We start from the raw sequence: 17,668 nt of genomic DNA, 5'->3' as shown, positions 1-17,668 counted from the left end.
CTAAGATAGGCACTTAACCAGTGGCAAATTTGAAGTGGTTAGAATATGGGGTGTGAAACATATGAAAATCAATACACCGAATCAAAATATACCTCAACCGATCCGAAGTGATGGGGCTGGTTGGTGGGATTTAGGACCACGTGATATTATGCGAGACAGGGAGAATCCTGACATGCTGGTTTCTCCTGTCACCGATGCCGGTTCGCTTCCCAATCTGAAATTCTCTTTTTCCGATACGAATATGCAGTTGAATCACGGTGGTTGGTCACGTGAAGTGACGGTTAGACAACTTCCGATTGCGACCGAGGTTGCTGGGGTGAATATGGCTCTGACTCCGGGTGGTGTGCGAGAGATGCATTGGCATCAGCAAGCGGAATGGGCGATCGTGCTTGTGGGGCGAACACGCATTACATCCGTCGATCAAAACGGGAGGAACTTTATTGCCGACATAGGCGTAGGAGACCTCTGGTACTTTCCTCCAGGAATTCCGCATTCTCTTCAAGGACTCGAGGAAGGTACGGAGTTTTTGCTCGTTTTCCCGGACGGTAATTTCTCTGATCTTAATACATTAGCTATCTCTGATTTCTTCGCACATACACCAAAGGAAGTTCTTTCAGCGAATTTTGGCGTTCCCCAAAGTGCTTTTAACAATATCCCGAACCATCAGGTATACATTTTTCAATCCGAAGTGCCCGGTCCAATAGAAAGTCAACAGGTGGCAGATCCTCAAGGTACGGTGCCCTTGCCCTTTAAACATCGACTGCTTGCACAAGAGCCGATTATAACCCCGGGCGGGAGTGAAGTGCGTATCGTGGATTCAAGCAATTTCCCTATTTCGACTCAAATATCCGCAGCGTTACTTGAAATCAAACCGGGTTCCATGAGAGAGATGCACTGGCATCCAAACGCGGATGAATGGCAGTATTATATCTCGGGTACGGCGCGCATGACAGTTATGGCACCCAACGGTACGGCACGTACTTTTAATTATCGTGCTGGCGATGTGGGTTATGTACCGCGGGCTTTCGGCCACTATATTCAAAACACGGGTAATGAAAGCGTGTGGGCTTTGGAGATGTTCAGGAGTGACCGCTTTGAAGATGTTTCGTTGAATCAGTGGATGGCGCTCACACCTCCGCAACTCGTATCGCAAAATTTAAATCTTGGACCTGAATTCATTCACGCATTGAATAAAGAAAAACAATTTATCGTTAAAAATCCGGGGATTTCTTACCCAAGAACGAACAAATAAGTGTTTGCAAAGATGTTAGTAATCGCCTATAATACTGAATGAATGTTCAGTATTATAGGCGATTTTCATTGTCCAGACCTGTCAGCCAGAAAGCGGTGAAGCAAGTGTGAATAAAAAGAAACAGCAGACCGAGCTAACGAAGAAGAAGATAGCTGACGCGGCAAGAGCTTTATTTGCCCAAAAGGGCTATAAAGCAACCGCTATTGAAGACATTGTAAAAGCAGTAGGGTGTAGCGCAGGTAACATCTACTATCACTTCAAGAACAAGGAAGGGCTTTTTTTATACTTGCTTGAGGAATGGAACAGGGAATGGGATAGTAATTGGTTGGTTAAAGAAAAGTTGTACCTGACCACAACCGATAAATTATACGGCATGGTTGAATATTTGGCGCTTGATCAGCTGAGTCATCCGTTGACGAGAGCTGCTGACGAGTTTTTTAATAATGCAGAGAAAGCTCCGGATGTGGAGGAGCGAATAAACGTAATGGTTAAAGGGTACATTGACTTTAATCGGGAATTGCTTCAAAAGGGAATCGATAACCAGGAATTCGAAATTTCGAATGTCTCCGGTCACGCGATTATTTTGGACAGCTTGCTGCTCGGGTTAAGCCAGCATTGCCGGAGAATGGAACGAGTGGAAGCGCTAGCGACCTATCGGTTGGCTGTGGATGTGTTTCTGCAGGGCATTGCCAAGCCTATCCGCTAGCTTTTTTTTGCAATAATACTGAATATATATTCAGTGTTTTTCGAGATCGGGAGGAATTTAAATGACATTATTGACAAGACATCAAGGCGCTTTATTAGTACTTATGTTTAATCTTTTTCTAGTCTTTTCGGGAATAGGGCTTGTTATCCCTATTATGCCTAAATTTATGGATAGTCTAGGGATCACCGGAGGAGTTATCGGGTTGTTGATTGCTTCGTTTTCGCTGACGCAATTTCTTTGTTCGCCGTTGGCCGGCCGTTTGGCTGATTCATTTGGCAGAAAAAAGATGATCGTCATTGGCATGATTGTGTTCGCCGTCTCTGAAGGCATGTTTGGATTAGCCAGTTCGCCTGCCCTGTTATTTGTTTCAAGGATGCTAGGCGGCATCAGTGCAGCCATGATCATGCCGGCCGTTATGGCTTACGCAGCGGATATCACGACTCAGGAAGAACGAGCGGCAGGAATGGGGTATATTACAGCCTCGATTACGACGGGGTTTATTATTGGACCCGGTATAGGCGGTTATATCGCTGAATTTGGGATTCGCGTACCTTTTTACTCCGCGGCGGCTGCGGGACTTTTTGCGGCGTGCATCACCATGTTTATTCTAAGGGAGTCGCTTCCTGCAAAAGAGAAAGCATCAGATACGCCACCTAGAGCAGCAGTTGAACGAAAAGGGCTTTTATCACAAATGAAGAATGCTTACAAAGAGCCCTATTTTTTAAGTTTAATTATCGTTTTTGTAATGTCTTTTGGGCTTGCTAATTACGAAACGATTTATGGACTTTTTGTGGATCGAAAATTTGGTTTTCAGCCCAAGGATATCGCCTTTATCATAACGTTCGGTTCCATAGCTGGCGCCGTGATTCAAGTCACAGCCTTTAGTTGGATATTGAATCGTTTGGGGGAGCAGCTTGTTATTTCTCTTTGTCTTTTCTTTGCAGGTTTGTTTATTCTGCTGACGCTTTTCGTTCACCAATTCTGGATGATTTTTGCTGTTACCTTTGTTGTATTTTTGGCGATCGATGTTTTACGACCCGCAATCAGTACCCAATTGTCCATGGTGGCTGAGGATCAGCAAGGTTATGTTGCCGGCTTGAACTCCGCTTTTACCAGTCTTGGTAATATTGTTGGGCCTATTGCAGCTGGTTTTTTATTAGACTTGAATGTCAATTATCCATATACGCTGGCGAGCTTGGTCTTGTTAATTTGTTGCGTTTTATCGGTTGCAGCGAAAAAGCGCAGCTTGCAGGGGGCTTAATAATCCTTTTGATGAGGAACACGTGCGACGAAAAGAAAGGATGAACAGAGCTCCGCGAGTTAGCGGGCTCTGTTTTTTTCTTACAACGGGATTTTGAGCTCCGAGGCAATTTCTGTGATATACCCCGCAGCTTGCTGATAGGCTTCGTTGCTTGAAAGATGCTCAATGATGAGCGTTGTATCGGGATGGAGCTTGTTAAGTTCTGTGAGGAATGTCCGATAGTCCAGATGACCTTGACCAGGAATAACCTCATCCAGATGCACGGTTAACTTGCCCCTCAGTAGAACATCCTTGGCATGGCAGTTTCGTATATAGGGTCCAAGCTTCGCAAAAAAATCTCGGATCATGTCACCATTGCGATAATAAATACGTGGATTCGTGACGATGTTCACAGGATCGAAATGAACCCCGAAGCCTTTACGGTCAATGGCCTGAACGAGAGAAAGGTAAGAATCTGCGGAATCCGGGAAAATCCAAGGCATCATCTCAAGCGCAAAAACCGTACGCTCAGGCTTTACAGCGTCTATAATTTCGCGGGTTGTTTCCACAATCAGCTCAAAAGTGTCTTCACTAAAATTCTCGGGGTCGGGGCCGTCCCATTGCTCTCCTCGGGATCCGGCTATATTAACGCAGCATTGTGCACCAATTCGCTCTGCCAACTCCAGCCTTTTTATGCAATAGGCAATGGCTTTCCGCCTTGTTTCCTCATTTCGACTGATTGGATTGCTCCAGGCACCGACTTCGGAGATGAGGATGTCATAGCGCTTGGCCAAAGTCAGATAATCTTCCAGCTCACCGATATCCTCCTCACCGCTAATCGGGCAAGTTGTTGCGCGAAAGCCAGCTTTTTTAAGGGCAAGCGCCCAATTCTCCGGGTTTTTCTCATTCAGAAATACTTGACCGCCAAGACGCATCGCAACCCCACCTTTTGTGAATAGATATTAAAAAATATTGACAACGATTTCTAGGCATGTGTATGATGTGCGTAAACACGCGTTCACGAAAGAGGATGAGCAACATGAAAAAACCAGAGATCAACAGCACAGAGATTGCTAAGCTTGCCGGGGTTTCCAGAAGCACGGTAAGCAGGGTCATCAACAATTATTCGAATGTACCTGCTGAAACGCGCGAGAAGGTTTTGAAAGTGATACAACAATATAATTATTTCCCAAATGTGTCTGCCCAGGTCCTTGCTGGGAAGCGGGCGCGTACGATTGGGCTGTTTCTCATTGAGCAAGGGAATGTATCCGGCGATATGCTGACGAATATGCTGATCGTTAGTGTTATCGAACACGCTTCCGAGCACGGCTATTATGTGCTTACCCACATTATTCGTGATGCCAAGGATACGGAAATGATCAAAAACGTAAAAGAAATCTTCTTCCAGCGTAGAATCGATGGCGGCATCTTTATCGGAGCAGCCATTCATGAACCGTTCATTGAAGAATTAGTTGATGAAGGTTTTGTAATCGGCATTGTTGATCAAACGCTTTCGGATCATCCTGAACCGAATCGAATTGTATCCAAATTTAATAATGATTCAGGCATGAAACAGGCCGTAGCCTATTTGGCAGGACTTGGCCATACTAGCATTGGTGTCATCAATGGGGATATGAATCGTCTATCCGGCCAGACCAAATATGAGGGCTACAAAACAGCGATGCGCATGTGCGGCTTACAGGTGAATCCGAACTGGGTTTTGAATGGCAACGATTTTCATGAGAGCAGCGGTTATAAAGCTATACAAAAACTAATGAGTCAGGAAACGGATCTGCCAACAGCGATCATAGCAGCGAACGATAGTGTAGCATTTGGAGCCATTCGGGCGCTGAAAGAGCATAAGCTGCGTGTCCCCGAAGATCTATCCATGATTGGATTTGATGATCATGCCCTAAGTGAAAAACATCATCCCGCTTTGACGACGATTCGTGTTGATTTTAGCGATATGTTGAAACGCATGACCTCCTGCTTAATCACAAAAATTGAACAGAAGACTACGGATATAAAAGAAATCACGGTTGATTGCAGCCTTGTGGTCAGAGAATCATGCCGAAGAATTTAAATATTTGGTTCGTTCCCCGGTTGACTAAGCTCCCGAATTTGAATATTGCGCCATCTGCAAGCTGCGTTTGGTGCCCAGCGCGCATCTCCCATTCCAGGATCGTTATCATGGATTTCAAACGCGATATGTCCTTTCGAGCCAAGGAGTTCCCGGACTTTAGCTGCATCATAGAAAGGATGCTTCAGATCCGCAGTATTCATTTCTGAAATTTTCATGTCGTTAATATGTACGGTGATTCGCGGGGACGCCCCTTCTACACGAATTTTGAATGTATTCCACTCATTCCATTTCCATATGGACAGGAACTCCTCGCCGTTGGCTGCGTAATCAAGCAGTGCGGGTTTGTCGGGTGTAAGGGGTTCAATGGTTGTCGAGGGGTCTTCCAGCCGCAGCCCTGTGGGATTTCCTTGCTCATCGTATGTCGCATTAAGGGTGAAAGAAATGCCATGGAAGCCACCGATCCCATTGCCATAAATACCACCGATATTTCCCGAACGGCGGTGGTCCAGAAGGATTTGGAATCCTTGAGAACCGAGGGCTGAGGCCCGGACCAAGATGCCCGTATCCGCTGGCCAATCGGGACGCGCCTCAAAAATCAATTCAAAATCCTCATAAAGCCCGTCGCTAAGCAGATAACCGCCATAACCGGATCCCGGCGGATCCTGCCGACCTGTGATAGCACCGTCCTCAACGGTCCATTTTCCACATGTCTGCGCAGCGCGTTGGTATTTCTCGGTTGTAGGATCAGGGCCTGGTTCGCCGGGAGCGCGGGGGACAGGCAGGCGGGGAACGAAATGCCATCCTGTGAGCGTTTTGCCATCGAAGATGGGGGTGAAATTTGCGTCGTTTTTCTGCATAATACCTCCTTGTGTTCAACAATGAGTGGAAAATTCCCTGTTTGATAATTATATCATAAACGCGTGTTTAGACAATGGAGTTTATGAGAGTGGATCATTTTTATTTGGAAATGTGTAGAAATTAAAGGTTGACAGCGCTTTTGACGGTTGTGTATGATGAGTCCATAGACGCGTGTTCACGAAGTTGGTGGCACATTGAAGCTTGAAAATAGTGGGTTAGAAGTCTGATATTTTTTTGAACCAAAATAAACGCGCGTTCAGTCGGTTTTTGGCGATTCGAGGGACGTATATACTAACAAATAAACACGCGTTCACAAAAGTGGGAACACATAAGAAACTGTATGCAAGTTTTGGTTACATGTTCATCAGCCTTAGCTTTATCATAGCTTACAAAGCTGTGTCATTATAACAATCCAAATACAGGAGGAATTACACGTGAAAGAGCTGAAAATCAAAAGAGTTCTACCGCACGCGATGGTGGCCCTACTGACGGTTTTTACTATTTCAGCTTGTGAAACCGCTACCACGGGGTCTGATCCACAAAGCACTAGCAATCCTTCAGAAAACATGGACGCCAATGGGAAATATCAGAAACCGGTCACCATGACCTGGGCTGTTCAAACAGCAGCCGCTTCCAAACTCCTGGACAATGAAACCTGGGAAGATAACCGTTGGAGCCGCTTGTTCAAAGATAAGCTCAATATTGATCTTCAGGTTGCTTTCACGGCCGACAGCAGTACCGATGCTTATAAAAATAAACTGAATGCCATCATTGCTTCAGGTGATCTGCCGGACGTATTCAAAACGCAGGATACAAACGTTTTTCTGCAGTTGGCACAGAATGGGCAGTTGGCTGATCTCACCGAGGTGTATAACAAATACGCGACGGATTCCATTAAGGAGTATCAAAAGAGATTTGCTGATTCATTTAAGGGAGCTACGATAGACGGCAAACTTTATGCCATACCTCGAATGAACGATAACTTCCACGAAGCGCCGTTTCTTTGGATACGTGAAGACTGGCTTAAACGAACGAATTCTCAGCCTCCTAAGACCATCGAAGAACTTGTTGCTCTGGCTAAAAAGTTCGCCACCGAAGATCCGGATGGAAATGGTAAAAATGGTGATACGATTGGCCTTGCTCTCAACAAGGATCTCATCAGACAAAATCATGCCAGCATTCTTGGTTTGGTTTCTGCGTTTGGCGTACCTGGGCGCGACGAAAGCATGTTTTATCGTGATCAAAATGGCAAAATGACGTTTGCCTGGATTCAGCCGAACATGAAGCCGGCGCTTGCTGCATTGGCAGATATGTATAAACAAGGACTTATCAATAAGGATTTTACCTCCAAAAGCGAATCAGCACTCGTAGAAGATATCACCAGCGGCAAGATCGGTATGGCTTTCGGCAGTAACTGGGGCACCTGGTATCCCTACAATAATGTGTATAAAAAAGATGGCGTCATCGTACGTCCCTACCCGATCCCCACACAGTCCGGCTACGATTACAAGATTGGTATCGAGAGTAATGCTGTAGGCCAGATGACGATGGTAAGGAAAGATTACAAAAACCCCGAAGCCGTCATTAAAATGCTAAATCTGTACGATGAGACCGTTAATTATTCTACAAAGGATGTCTACGATAAATATTGGGCTAACGAGCAATATCGCTTATCGCCAATTTATATCGATCAACCGGGTGAGGTTTATGCAGCAGATTTGCTGAAAGCAATGGATAAAGGCTCGTCCGAAGGCCTTCCTCCTGCCGCAAAGCCCTTATATGACTATATTGCTGGCTTTGAAAATGGAACTCTTGCCAAAGATGACAACGCCTTCGGTACTTGGGGTCAAATGTCCAAGTCAGGCTCTTTACCCATCGTTTTGAACAAATACATCCCCGACAAGGCCATCGTTCAGAGTATCCTGGGCATTCAAAGACCCGATGTATGGTTAACGAACGTTGCTTCCTTGGACACTCTGACCATCACGACCTTTACGGATATCATAACGGGTACTAAGCCTGTCGATTATTTCGATACCTTTGTGCAGCAGTGGTTGAAGGCAGGCGGTCAAAAATCACTTGACGAACTGGATAAAATGTATCCGGCCAAATAATGGTTTAGATGGCAGCGGTGGGTGATATCTCACCGTAAATCATTGACAGGTGGTGAAGTGGTGTTTGCGAGTCTGAAACGAAAAGACAAGATGTTAAGAGAACTACCGTTATATCTCATGCTGCTCCCCGCTGTCATTCTGGTTGCAATCTTCAGCTATGGCTCTATGGCCGGCGTAATCATCGCTTTTCAAAAATTTATTCCGGCGAAAGGGATGTTCGGGAACCAACAATGGGTAGGCTTTCAAAATTTCGTTACGTTGTTTTCCATGCCGAATATAGGGTTGGTCATTCGCAATACGGTTGTGATCGCCTTGTGCAAAATGATTGCAGGCGTTGTTGTTCCAGTGGGGTTCGCCTTGCTGCTCAACGAAGTCAGGAATCAATTAACCAAGCGTATTTTTCAGACGCTGGTGTATTTACCCCACTTTTTGTCCTGGGTCATTTTATCCGGAATTTTATTAAATCTTTTGTCACCGAACGAGGGTTTTGTCAATGTTATTCTATCCAAGCTTGGTATTGAACCTATCTTTTTCCTGGGTAACCCGAATGTGTTTCCAGCCACCATGGTCATCAGCGATATTTGGAAAACTTTTGGATTCGGATCGGTGATTTATCTGGCTGCTCTCACAGGCATAGACCCTGCACTTTACGAGGCAGCAGTCATTGATGGCGCAAACCGTTGGCAGCAGACCAGACATATCACCCTGCCCGGCATCTCATCGATGGTCGTACTGATGACCGTGTTGGGTCTTGCCAATATTCTCAATGGCGGTTTTGATCAAATTTATAATATGTACAGTCCCGTGGTCTACTCTACCGGCGATATTTTGGATACCTTCGTGTTCCGTCTAGGCATTGAACAGGCGCAATATGCGCTCTCCACTGCGGCTGGCCTGTTTAAGTCGTGTGTATCGCTAATTTTTATCGTCGTATCTTATTACTTGGCGGACAAATTAACCGGATATAGAGTCTTTTAATGGAAAGGAGAGATGACCATGGGAATAAAGGCTTCCCTATCACGCAAAATATTCCTAGTGAGCAATGCCATATTCTTGCTGCTTGTTGCACTTTTATGCATTGCGCCTTTTATCAACCTGTTGGCTGTATCATTCTCGGATAAAGTAGCTGTAGCGGCAGGGGAGGTTACTTTTTTCCCAGTGGGATTTACAACGATCTCTTACCAATTTATTACGAACACATCGAAGTTCTTCATGTCGCTGCTGGTTTCTATTAAACGAACGGCCATCGGCGTTCCGCTCAATTTATTATTGATCATTCTGACTGCCTATCCTCTCTCTAAATCAAAAGAAGATTTTGGTGCGCGTAGTATTTTCTCATGGTTTTTTGTTGTGACCATTCTCTTTAATGCCGGATTAATTCCTACCTATATGGTCGTGAAAAGCACCGGATTAATGAATACCATCTGGGCGCTTGTTCTACCAGGGGCACTTCCCGTGTTCAGCATGCTCGTTGTCATGAATTATATGCGCAGTCTGCCAAAGGAATTGCTGGAGGCAGCGTATATGGATGGCGCAAGTCACGTGCAGACACTAATCCGTGTGGTTTTGCCAGTCTCGATACCCACGCTTGCGACAGTAACGCTTTTTTCATTCGTAGACCACTGGAACAGCTGGTTTGACGGCATGATTTATATGAACAAAATTCAAAACTATCCCTTACAAACCTATTTGCAAACGGTTGTCGTGAATCCGGAGGAATTTATTCGCAACAACACGGATCTTAGCGGCAATTTATCCAAATATTTGTCCATGGTCAGTGCCCGAACGACGGGAGCTGCACAAATGTTCTTGGCTATGATACCAATTTTGTGCATCTATCCTTTCTTGCAAAAGTATTTTACAACGGGGCTAGTAATGGGCAGTGTGAAGGAATAGGCCGTAAAAAATGAAAATTGGAAGGTGTAAATATGAAAAATAACATTAGCTTTGATGGCTTTATTCAGATCGCGATTGTCGTAAATGATATCCAGAAAGCTGCGGAGGCATGGGCGAATCTATTGAATTTTCCTGTGCCGGAAATCCGTTATTTGCCTCCCGTACATAACCCCGATTTGACGTATCGTGGAAAACCCGCTTACTACGGCCTGAAGCTAGCGAATATCCGAGTTGGCAACTTTGTTATTGAATTGCATGAACCAGACGAGAAAGATAGCACTTTCAGGGAGTTTCTTGATCAACATGGCAACGGGGTACATCATCTAGGCTTCCAGGTAGGGGAGAAACGTGATGCCATCATCGGCGAGTTGGAGGAGATGGGTTACGCCATGCGGACGATAGGTTATTACCCTGGCAGCAGCTGGACAATTGTCGACGCCGAGGATGATTTGGGCGTTAATTTAAACATCAAACCCCGAGCTTAGCAGGGGCACAAGGAGGAGCAGACATGAATATCGTCATTACCGGTGCAAATCGTGGTCTTGGGTATGAATTGACACTCGCTGCCGTACAGAGAGGGCACAAGGTTATAGCGGGAAATCGTTCACCGCAGGAAGATGTGAATTTGTTGGAGCTGGTCAGCCGTTTTCCCGGCCAAGTTAAGCCTGTTCAGCTCGATGTATGCGACGAAGCATCGATTGTTCGGTTAGCGGAAACGTTACGTGCAGATAAACAAACGGTTGATGCCGTGATCAACAACGCGGGGATTTTGCTCGGAAGAGGTGTTGCGTTAGAAGAATTGCCGATCGAGGATGTGGTTCGTTCCTTCGAAGTTAATTTGTTTGGCCCGATGATGCTCATCAAGCATATGCTGCCTCTCATGGAGGAAGGCAGCTCGCGCGCCATTCTTAACATTTCGTCCGAAGCAGGCAGTATGTCCAACGCTTACGGGGGAGATTTTCCTTATGCTATTTCCAAGACGGCGATCAACATGTTCTCTAAGCAGCTTAAAAGGTATGTAAAAAACAGAGGAATCCGTGTGTACGCCATCCACCCAGGCTGGATCAAGACAGACATGGGCGGCGAGAAAGCTCCGGGAGATCCTGTCGAAAGCGCTAATGGGATTATCGATATCCTCGAAATGAAAAAAGAGATCGATTCGGAATCCTTTTTTGTCAATTACAAGGGAGAACCGATGCCTATGTGACAGTTAGGCGAATTAAAAGATGAAGGAGATTCGCGATGAATACGTTAAAGGAACCACGAAAGGTAGAGAAAAGAAACGTGATCAGTACGTTGGAAACAGTCGATGTGATGACTGGTGAACGGAACATCTTGGCTGAATTTGATTTTCTGATCGAAGCACCCAATTGGACGTGTGACGGCAACCACTTAGTCTATAACAGCTTAGGCCGTCTCTATAAGTTTGAGCTCAAGACGAAGGAAAGTACAGTTATTGATTCCGGCTATGCCACCCAATGTAATAACGACCATGTGCTTTCACCGGATAACGCTTTTGTTGCGGTAAGCCATCACACTCAAGAGGACGGTCTTTCTCGCATCTATACGTTCCCCTTGCAGGGTGGCGACCCGACACTTATTACGCCGATAGCACCAAGCTATTTGCACGGATGGTCACCGGACGGAAGCACATTAGCTTATTGTGCGGAGCGGAATGGCGAATACGACATCTACACGATTCCAGCGAATGGGGGCATAGAAACACAATTAACGTTTACCACGGGGTTAAATGACGGCCCTGAATATTCACCTGACGGTCAACACATCTGGTTCAACTCGGTACGAACAGGTCTTATGCAAGTATGGCGCATGAATGCCGACGGCAGTGAACAGACCCAAATGACGGTTGATGAGAGCAATAATTGGTTTCCTCATGTATCTCCGGATGGAGAACTGGTAGCCTATATCACTTATCGCAAAGGCGATGTCGCTCCGGGAGATCATCCCGCTAACAAAGATGTAGAAATTCGTGTGATGTCCAGCACTGGAGGCAGTTATCGAACGGTTGTTGAGCTTTTTGGAGGACAGGGAACTCTTAACGTCAATTCCTGGTCGCCGGACAGCAGGCATCTGGCTTTTGTTAGTTATCGTATCCAACCTTCTTAAAGTAAAGGAGAAAAACGATGGAACAGACGATTCTGGGTACAACTTTGGTTTGTCAGATTGCTATGATCGTGCGAGATGTGGAAAAGGCGACCAACCGCTTTGCCGAGCTTCTAGGAGTCACTGCTCCCAAGATCATCATGGCCAATGAAGATGGCAGCGACACCGTCACCTACATGGGGAAACCTACCCAAGGGAGAGTACGACTTTCATTTTTTCACATGGAGAATGTCGTCATAGAATTCATTGAACCTACAGAGGATCCTTCAACTTGGAAGGAATTCCTTGAAACAAAAGGTCCGGGAGTCCACCACATCGCATTTAAGGCAAAGAATAAAATGTTGGAAACAGCTTCCAAACTGGAGGAATTCGGGTTCCCTCTTATTCAAAATGGCAATAAATATGCTTATGTAGAAAGTACCGACGATTTGGGCGTCATTCTTGAACTTCTTGATATTGATTAAATGTACATTTCATGCCAGGACTAAGCGTTAACACCGTTCTAGTAGAACAGTGTTAGCGCTTTTTAAATTGGAGGAGTTATTCGGATCACACTCCCGCCGTATTGCACGGGGTAAGCACTAAGCACTCCACTCCATGAAATTTGCGCTAAGGCTTGGACGATCCCTGGGAGGAGAACTACAGGGCGCTATTTCTACGAAATAGGCTCTTTTTCGCGGGGAGGGGAACTGTGGGGCGCTATTTGTCCGTATTCTTAAAGAAAACGGGAGTAGGCGGCCAAATAAGGCCCTGTAGTTCCGCATGAACGCGAAAACGGGCGAGTTTGCTAGAATAGTGGCCTGCAGTTCCTTAAAGGAGTATCATTGGCTAACTTATCTCCGCCGCCAAGTGTCTCAGTAACGCTAAATTTTTAGCGGTGCTGGGTGTTCCCCACCTCAAACATTTGCTCCTACCGGCTCTTAACAAGCTAAATTAGGGAGGAGAAGTAACTCCACCAACGGTTCCTTTCTCCCCAGCGATGTCAATTCCCCTCATATTGGACGATGAAATAATGGCGTAGACGAACACCTCTGTTTTTTGAACAAATAGGTATGATTTTTAACTTACCCCTTAACCGACACGTAGTGTAAGGTGGAACTATCTGGATTTCGCAGCGGTTCCGATGGTTTGCTACGAAATGGATCAAGGGGGTGAATCGAATGGTTCCCGATCTTTAGAGAATGAAAAGCTATCAACGGCACCTGGATTTGGAATATTTAATTGTTGACCTATCAACGCATCTCCCGATAGGGCAAAAAATGCTGCGAGCTCTCTTTTCCAAATGATGATGCCAAAGATTCCCCACAACGATGCCTTTAAAAGGTACATGATTAATGCCCAGAGAGACATGGGAGGTATATCGCATAAGTTCCGCAGAGATTCATTCTGCCTGACATAATTTTCTAACACATACTTTCCATCATCATCGACTTCGACTTCATGTACCTGTATGTTGGAATAGTTTCGCATGATACAAACCATTTTAGAAAGCGTTTCCAATTATGGGTTTATCAGCACCTACTTTACAACGGATCAAACCACTAATATAGCTTCATGATTAGAGGGAGGAAAACAAAATGCAAAAGTCACTGCTCAGACTCGTATCTATGTCCCTGGCGCTTTCTATGTGCCTGTCCCTGTTCGCTTTCAGCGTCCCAGCGTCAGCTGATGGTGCAGCGCCCAGACTGCGCCCGATGGAATATCTGACACGCGGCTTGGTCGCTGCCCAAGTCACAGGCGGCATATTCTTGAGCTGGCGCTTCCTGGGAGACGAACCCGATGGCCTCTCCTGGAACGTCTACCGCAAAGATGGGGATGCTGACTTTGTGAAGATCACGACCATCACTCCCCGGGATGTACAGCCAGAGAGCAATTACGAGACAAACCCCGGCATTGTGAAAGAAAATGTCACCCCGTCTAACTACACCGACCCGGCTGGTCTCATATCTTCCATCTATGAAGTGGCGCCAGTCATTAACGGCGCTGAGGGAGTCAGGCAGGGGATGTCCGTACCCATGCTGTCGGCTTTAGCGGGAAGCGCCGGACAGGCCAACAGGGGCGCCGTGCATTATATCCCAATGAAGCCGGCTCCATCCCCCGTGCCGCTCGCGCACTTTACCTACCGCGGCAACAGGTTCGGCCCTGGCACGAATTTGACTACGGCCAACATGGTAATCCCCGGTACGGGCGGCCAGCACTGGTACGTCGTCGACATGGATCTGCTCAGGGCATTCCGCGAGCCGCACGATAACAAAACCCCGGTCAGCGCTGCAGACCTTAGCGGATGGGTCGACAAGCTGGGTGAGTACAATAAGGAAACTTGGCAACCGACCCATTCGCTCGGGACCGACGGTATCATCAGCGATGCCTTGTACGCGGAGCTAGAGGCCAAGTTCATGAAGTACGTCGAGGAACTGGACGCAGGACCGAAACTTCCCTATGCGAAAACCGGCACAGGGGCCATATATACATCGCAAAGCAGCGCCTACTCCACCCATGACATGACGGTGGGCGATTTTGACGGCGACGGCGAGTATGAGATCGTCGTGAAGTGGCGCAGCACCCAGCAAGATCCCATGTATTCCGAGCCGATCTTCAGTGGCAGTAACAACTTGACCGCTCCCGAGTACATAGACGTGTATAAGCTGGACGGCACGCTGCTGTTCCGCGTCGATATGGGCTATAACGTAAGAGCAGCCAACGACCACGAGACCACCTTGTTTAGCCAAGACTTTGACGGTGACGGCAAAGCCGAGCTAATGCTGAAGACAGCCTTGGGCACTCGCATCGGAAATTGGGACGAAGAGTCGCAGTCCGTCATATATCAAGACACCCTTAATACCGTTGTGGGTGGCAATGACGGCTTGAATGCCACCACAGACAAGTTCAAGGAATACTTCGCATCCGGCAACGAACAGGCCCTTAATACCTACTGGTCTCTCCTTAACAGCTTCACCATTTCCTATCGCAGCCCGATAGCCGGTGGCGGCAACGACGGAGTCAATGATCCGACGATCAAACGCTGGATTAAGACCTACCATGTTGGCCCGATCGGCTCCGCCAAAGACGATCAAGAGTTTTTCTCAGCTTTTAAGTGGGACGGCGAAGCTGGCAAAGGCGTGCTCATGGACAGCTCCAAATATCCGTTTCCTTACAAGGGCAGTGTTGACGGCGAGAACTGGGCTATGACGCCAGAATCCCAGCGCGGTAATTATTCTTATTTGGCTTTCCCCGGCCCGGGTGCCGGAAGCTCGACTAGTGATTATAAAGCGCAGATCATGGCTGAAAAAGAAGCCTACTGGCTTGAGCATCCCTGGAAGGCGGCCGTGTGGGGCGACGCGCAGGGGAACCGCGCCAACCGCTACCTCGGCGTCGTCGCTGCTCTTGACGGCGTGAACAATTATGCCGTCTCTCAGCGCGGCTACTACGCAAGGACGACCTTTGCCGCTTACAATATCGTGAACGGCAAAGTCAACCTTCAGGCCAGCTTCGACTCGGCCGATCCACGGTATTGGACACTGGGCGGCTCCGCCTACGACTACCAGAACCGAGGCAACCATCAAACTCAAACCGCGGACCTCGACGGCGACGGACGGGACGAGATCGTGATGAAAGCGATGGTCCTCGGTTTGAACGCCGACAAGACCATGATTTTGCCCAAGGTACTGAACGGCGACATCATGCCGACAATCGAGGGTCAGAATAGCATCCCTCCAGTTGCAGACAGCTTCGAGTTCGCTACCGACGCGGTTCGGAATAACCCGCTGAATGTGTGGGCTCCGCTCCGTCACGGTGACCGCAGTGCGCTGCTCCCAGTCGCAAAAGACAATAGCATCCGAATGTGGTCCGGCAGCGAGGAGCACATGCTGGACGACATTCGCAACGGCAAGCATTACGGCTGGCTGCCTGGCCCGGAGGCACACGACCCGATGAAGGGCAAACGGTTGAACGCGCAAGGCGAGATTGTCTATGAAAACTCGCTGGTCTTCGGCGTATACGCCGGTACCGATGCCGAGGGCGCAGTAGCCGGCAACTTCTCTAACCGCTGGCCCGGCGCGCAGGGCTATTCGCAGAACGGTGCCAGGAGCATGATCACGGGCGAGCTCCTGAACGGCAGCAGGAATTTGGGCAGCGGCCAGAATGCCATCTGGTTCGGTGGCGGCTTGACAGCCATGGCTGTCAACAGCGCTACGATCAACACGGTCAACGACTTGACCTTCGCGACCACCTCTTATCTCGCGACCGGGCTTACGTCGACCGGCAATAAGAGCACTCCGACACTCAAGGCCGACATGTTTGGGGACTGGCGCGAGGAGCTCATTCTCCGAGGCAGCAATAACCGCCTGGCCATTGTCACAACTCTGTCGCCGACGGAGTACGGTATTCGCACACTGATGCACGACCCGATGTACCGCAGCGGCGTGGCGAATAAGAACACCGGCTACGATCAGATGGGATTCGCGAGCTTCTATTTGGGTGACGAGGCAAAGTTGCCCTCTATGAGGACGGATATCGCTATTCCGAAGACGGCACCGAATGCCCAGAGCAAGATCAAGCTGACGGGACCGTCCACGGTACAGCCCGGTGAAACGTTCGATTTGATTTACAGTGGAAAGGATCTGGAATCAGGAGTGATGGCACAGGATCTGACCTTCGAGTTCGATCCGACAGTCGTGGAGCAGGTATACGATCCTGTCTCTATGGCCGATAAGGAATTCGTCGTCGTCAGTCACAAACAGGTTGACGGCAAGCTGCGCGTGCTGGGTGTACATCTTGGCGCGAAGCAGACAGATCCGAATGGGGATCTGTTGAAGCTGAGCCTGAGAGCGAAGCCGGAAGCGGAAGGGAATACGTCGATCCTGCTCAGCAAGGTGATTACGGCGGATGCTAATGGCGTGGAGACGACGCTCGACGGAGTGAGCCACAGCTTGAGAATTGAGCAGCAGATTGTGGTAGATAAGTCGGCTCTGAATGCTTTGATTGCGGATGCCCAGGCTAAGCATGACCAAGCAGCGGAGGGCAGCGGAGTCGGTAGTTATCCGGCAGGTACGAAGGCCACACTGCAGGCGGCGATCGATCTGGCCAAGGAGGTTGCGAATAACCCGGCAGCCGATCAGGCGGCGGTGGATCAGGCAACAGCCCAGCTGCAGACGGCGCTGCAGACGTTCTTGGATGCGGTCATCAAGCCGAATGGCGGCGGCGATTTCAACAATGACAACAAGATCAGCATCGGTGACCTGGCGCTGGCGGCCAAAGCTTACGGCAAGTCGTCCGCAGATTCCGATTGGAACTCGTGGAAGCAGTTCGACTTGAGCGGTGACGACACCGTAGACATTGAGGATCTGGTCATACTTGCTACTCAGATTCTGAACTAGGAAACTGGCAGGAGCAAAAT

General features: G+C 47.9%; 15 protein-coding genes. 12 read left to right on the top strand and 3 right to left on the bottom strand.

Annotated features, from left to right (window positions below):
* Window positions 1-61: 61 nt before the first annotated feature.
* From GON05_RS31360 to GON05_RS31350, 3 genes are all read left to right on the top strand, one after another.
* Entirely contained in the window at window positions 62-1,252 is a 1,191-nt protein-coding gene (locus GON05_RS31360) for an oxalate decarboxylase family bicupin (RefSeq protein ID WP_157324935.1), read from the top strand.
* Window positions 1,253-1,358: 106 nt separating this feature from the next.
* A complete protein-coding gene (locus tag GON05_RS31355; protein WP_127448999.1) occupies window positions 1,359-1,958 on the top strand; it encodes a TetR/AcrR family transcriptional regulator in 600 nt (199 codons plus the stop codon).
* Between the two features lie 61 nt (window positions 1,959-2,019).
* Window positions 2,020-3,219: an MFS transporter gene (locus tag GON05_RS31350; protein ID WP_157324933.1), complete on the top strand. Its 1,200-nt coding sequence runs from the start codon at window positions 2,020-2,022 to the stop codon at window positions 3,217-3,219.
* Between the two features lie 80 nt (window positions 3,220-3,299).
* Here the strand turns inward: GON05_RS31350 and GON05_RS31345 are convergent, their stop codons facing one another.
* Window positions 3,300-4,133 (bottom strand): sugar phosphate isomerase/epimerase family protein, encoded by an 834-nt coding sequence (locus GON05_RS31345; protein WP_157324931.1) that lies wholly within the window; start codon window positions 4,131-4,133, stop codon window positions 3,300-3,302.
* A gap of 104 nt (window positions 4,134-4,237) precedes the next feature.
* Between GON05_RS31345 and GON05_RS31340 the strand changes: the two genes are divergently transcribed.
* On the top strand, window positions 4,238-5,281 hold the full coding sequence (locus tag GON05_RS31340; RefSeq protein ID WP_157324929.1) for a LacI family DNA-binding transcriptional regulator: 1,044 nt from the start codon (window positions 4,238-4,240) through the stop codon (window positions 5,279-5,281).
* On the opposite strand, the gene GON05_RS31335 is transcribed toward GON05_RS31340, so the two are convergent.
* Window positions 5,278-6,138 carry a 3-keto-disaccharide hydrolase gene (locus tag GON05_RS31335; RefSeq protein ID WP_157324927.1) on the bottom strand — a complete coding sequence of 287 codons (861 nt, stop codon included), beginning with the start codon at window positions 6,136-6,138 and terminating at the stop codon, window positions 5,278-5,280. The two genes, GON05_RS31340 and GON05_RS31335, sit on opposite strands and share 4 nt — an antisense overlap.
* 435 nt (window positions 6,139-6,573) lie before the next feature.
* Between GON05_RS31335 and GON05_RS31330 the strand changes: the two genes are divergently transcribed.
* The 7 genes from GON05_RS31330 (at window position 6,574) to GON05_RS31300 (ending at window position 12,737) form a co-directional block, all read left to right on the top strand.
* Window positions 6,574-8,253 carry an extracellular solute-binding protein gene (locus GON05_RS31330; protein ID WP_157324925.1) on the top strand — a complete coding sequence of 560 codons (1,680 nt, stop codon included), beginning with the start codon at window positions 6,574-6,576 and terminating at the stop codon, window positions 8,251-8,253.
* A gap of 90 nt (window positions 8,254-8,343) precedes the next feature.
* On the top strand, window positions 8,344-9,231 hold the full coding sequence (locus tag GON05_RS31325) for an ABC transporter permease (protein WP_157325786.1): 888 nt from the start codon (window positions 8,344-8,346) through the stop codon (window positions 9,229-9,231).
* An 18-nt stretch (window positions 9,232-9,249) separates the two neighbouring features.
* Window positions 9,250-10,149, top strand: coding sequence for a carbohydrate ABC transporter permease (locus GON05_RS31320; protein WP_157324923.1), 900 nt, complete (start codon window positions 9,250-9,252; stop codon window positions 10,147-10,149).
* 32 nt (window positions 10,150-10,181) lie between these two features.
* Window positions 10,182-10,634 (top strand): VOC family protein, encoded by a 453-nt coding sequence (locus tag GON05_RS31315; RefSeq protein ID WP_127449009.1) that lies wholly within the window; start codon window positions 10,182-10,184, stop codon window positions 10,632-10,634.
* Between the two features lie 23 nt (window positions 10,635-10,657).
* Complete coding sequence (locus GON05_RS31310; protein WP_157324921.1) at window positions 10,658-11,356, top strand: SDR family oxidoreductase; 699 nt, start codon at window positions 10,658-10,660, stop codon at window positions 11,354-11,356.
* 35 nt (window positions 11,357-11,391) lie between these two features.
* A complete protein-coding gene (locus GON05_RS31305) occupies window positions 11,392-12,276 on the top strand; it encodes a TolB family protein (RefSeq protein WP_157324914.1) in 885 nt (294 codons plus the stop codon).
* Window positions 12,277-12,293: 17 nt separating this feature from the next.
* Window positions 12,294-12,737 carry a VOC family protein gene (locus GON05_RS31300; protein WP_157324912.1) on the top strand — a complete coding sequence of 148 codons (444 nt, stop codon included), beginning with the start codon at window positions 12,294-12,296 and terminating at the stop codon, window positions 12,735-12,737.
* Between the two features lie 679 nt (window positions 12,738-13,416).
* Here the strand turns inward: GON05_RS31300 and GON05_RS31295 are convergent.
* Window positions 13,417-13,743 (bottom strand): hypothetical protein, encoded by a 327-nt coding sequence (locus GON05_RS31295; protein WP_157324910.1) that lies wholly within the window; start codon window positions 13,741-13,743, stop codon window positions 13,417-13,419.
* Window positions 13,744-13,850: 107 nt separating this feature from the next.
* Here GON05_RS31295 and GON05_RS39985 point away from each other — a divergent pair, with 107 nt between their 5' ends.
* Window positions 13,851-17,648: a rhamnogalacturonan lyase family protein gene (locus tag GON05_RS39985; protein WP_157324909.1), complete on the top strand. Its 3,798-nt coding sequence runs from the start codon at window positions 13,851-13,853 to the stop codon at window positions 17,646-17,648.
* The last annotated feature ends 20 nt before the right edge of the window (window positions 17,649-17,668 follow it).

It is taken from the genome of Paenibacillus anseongensis (genome assembly GCF_009757995.1).
In the GTDB taxonomy this organism is placed as follows: domain Bacteria; phylum Bacillota; class Bacilli; order Paenibacillales; family NBRC-103111; genus Paenibacillus_E; species Paenibacillus_E chondroitinus.
Note: the sequence above shows the minus strand (reverse complement) of the source record. Positions and strands in the feature narration are given on the sequence as shown.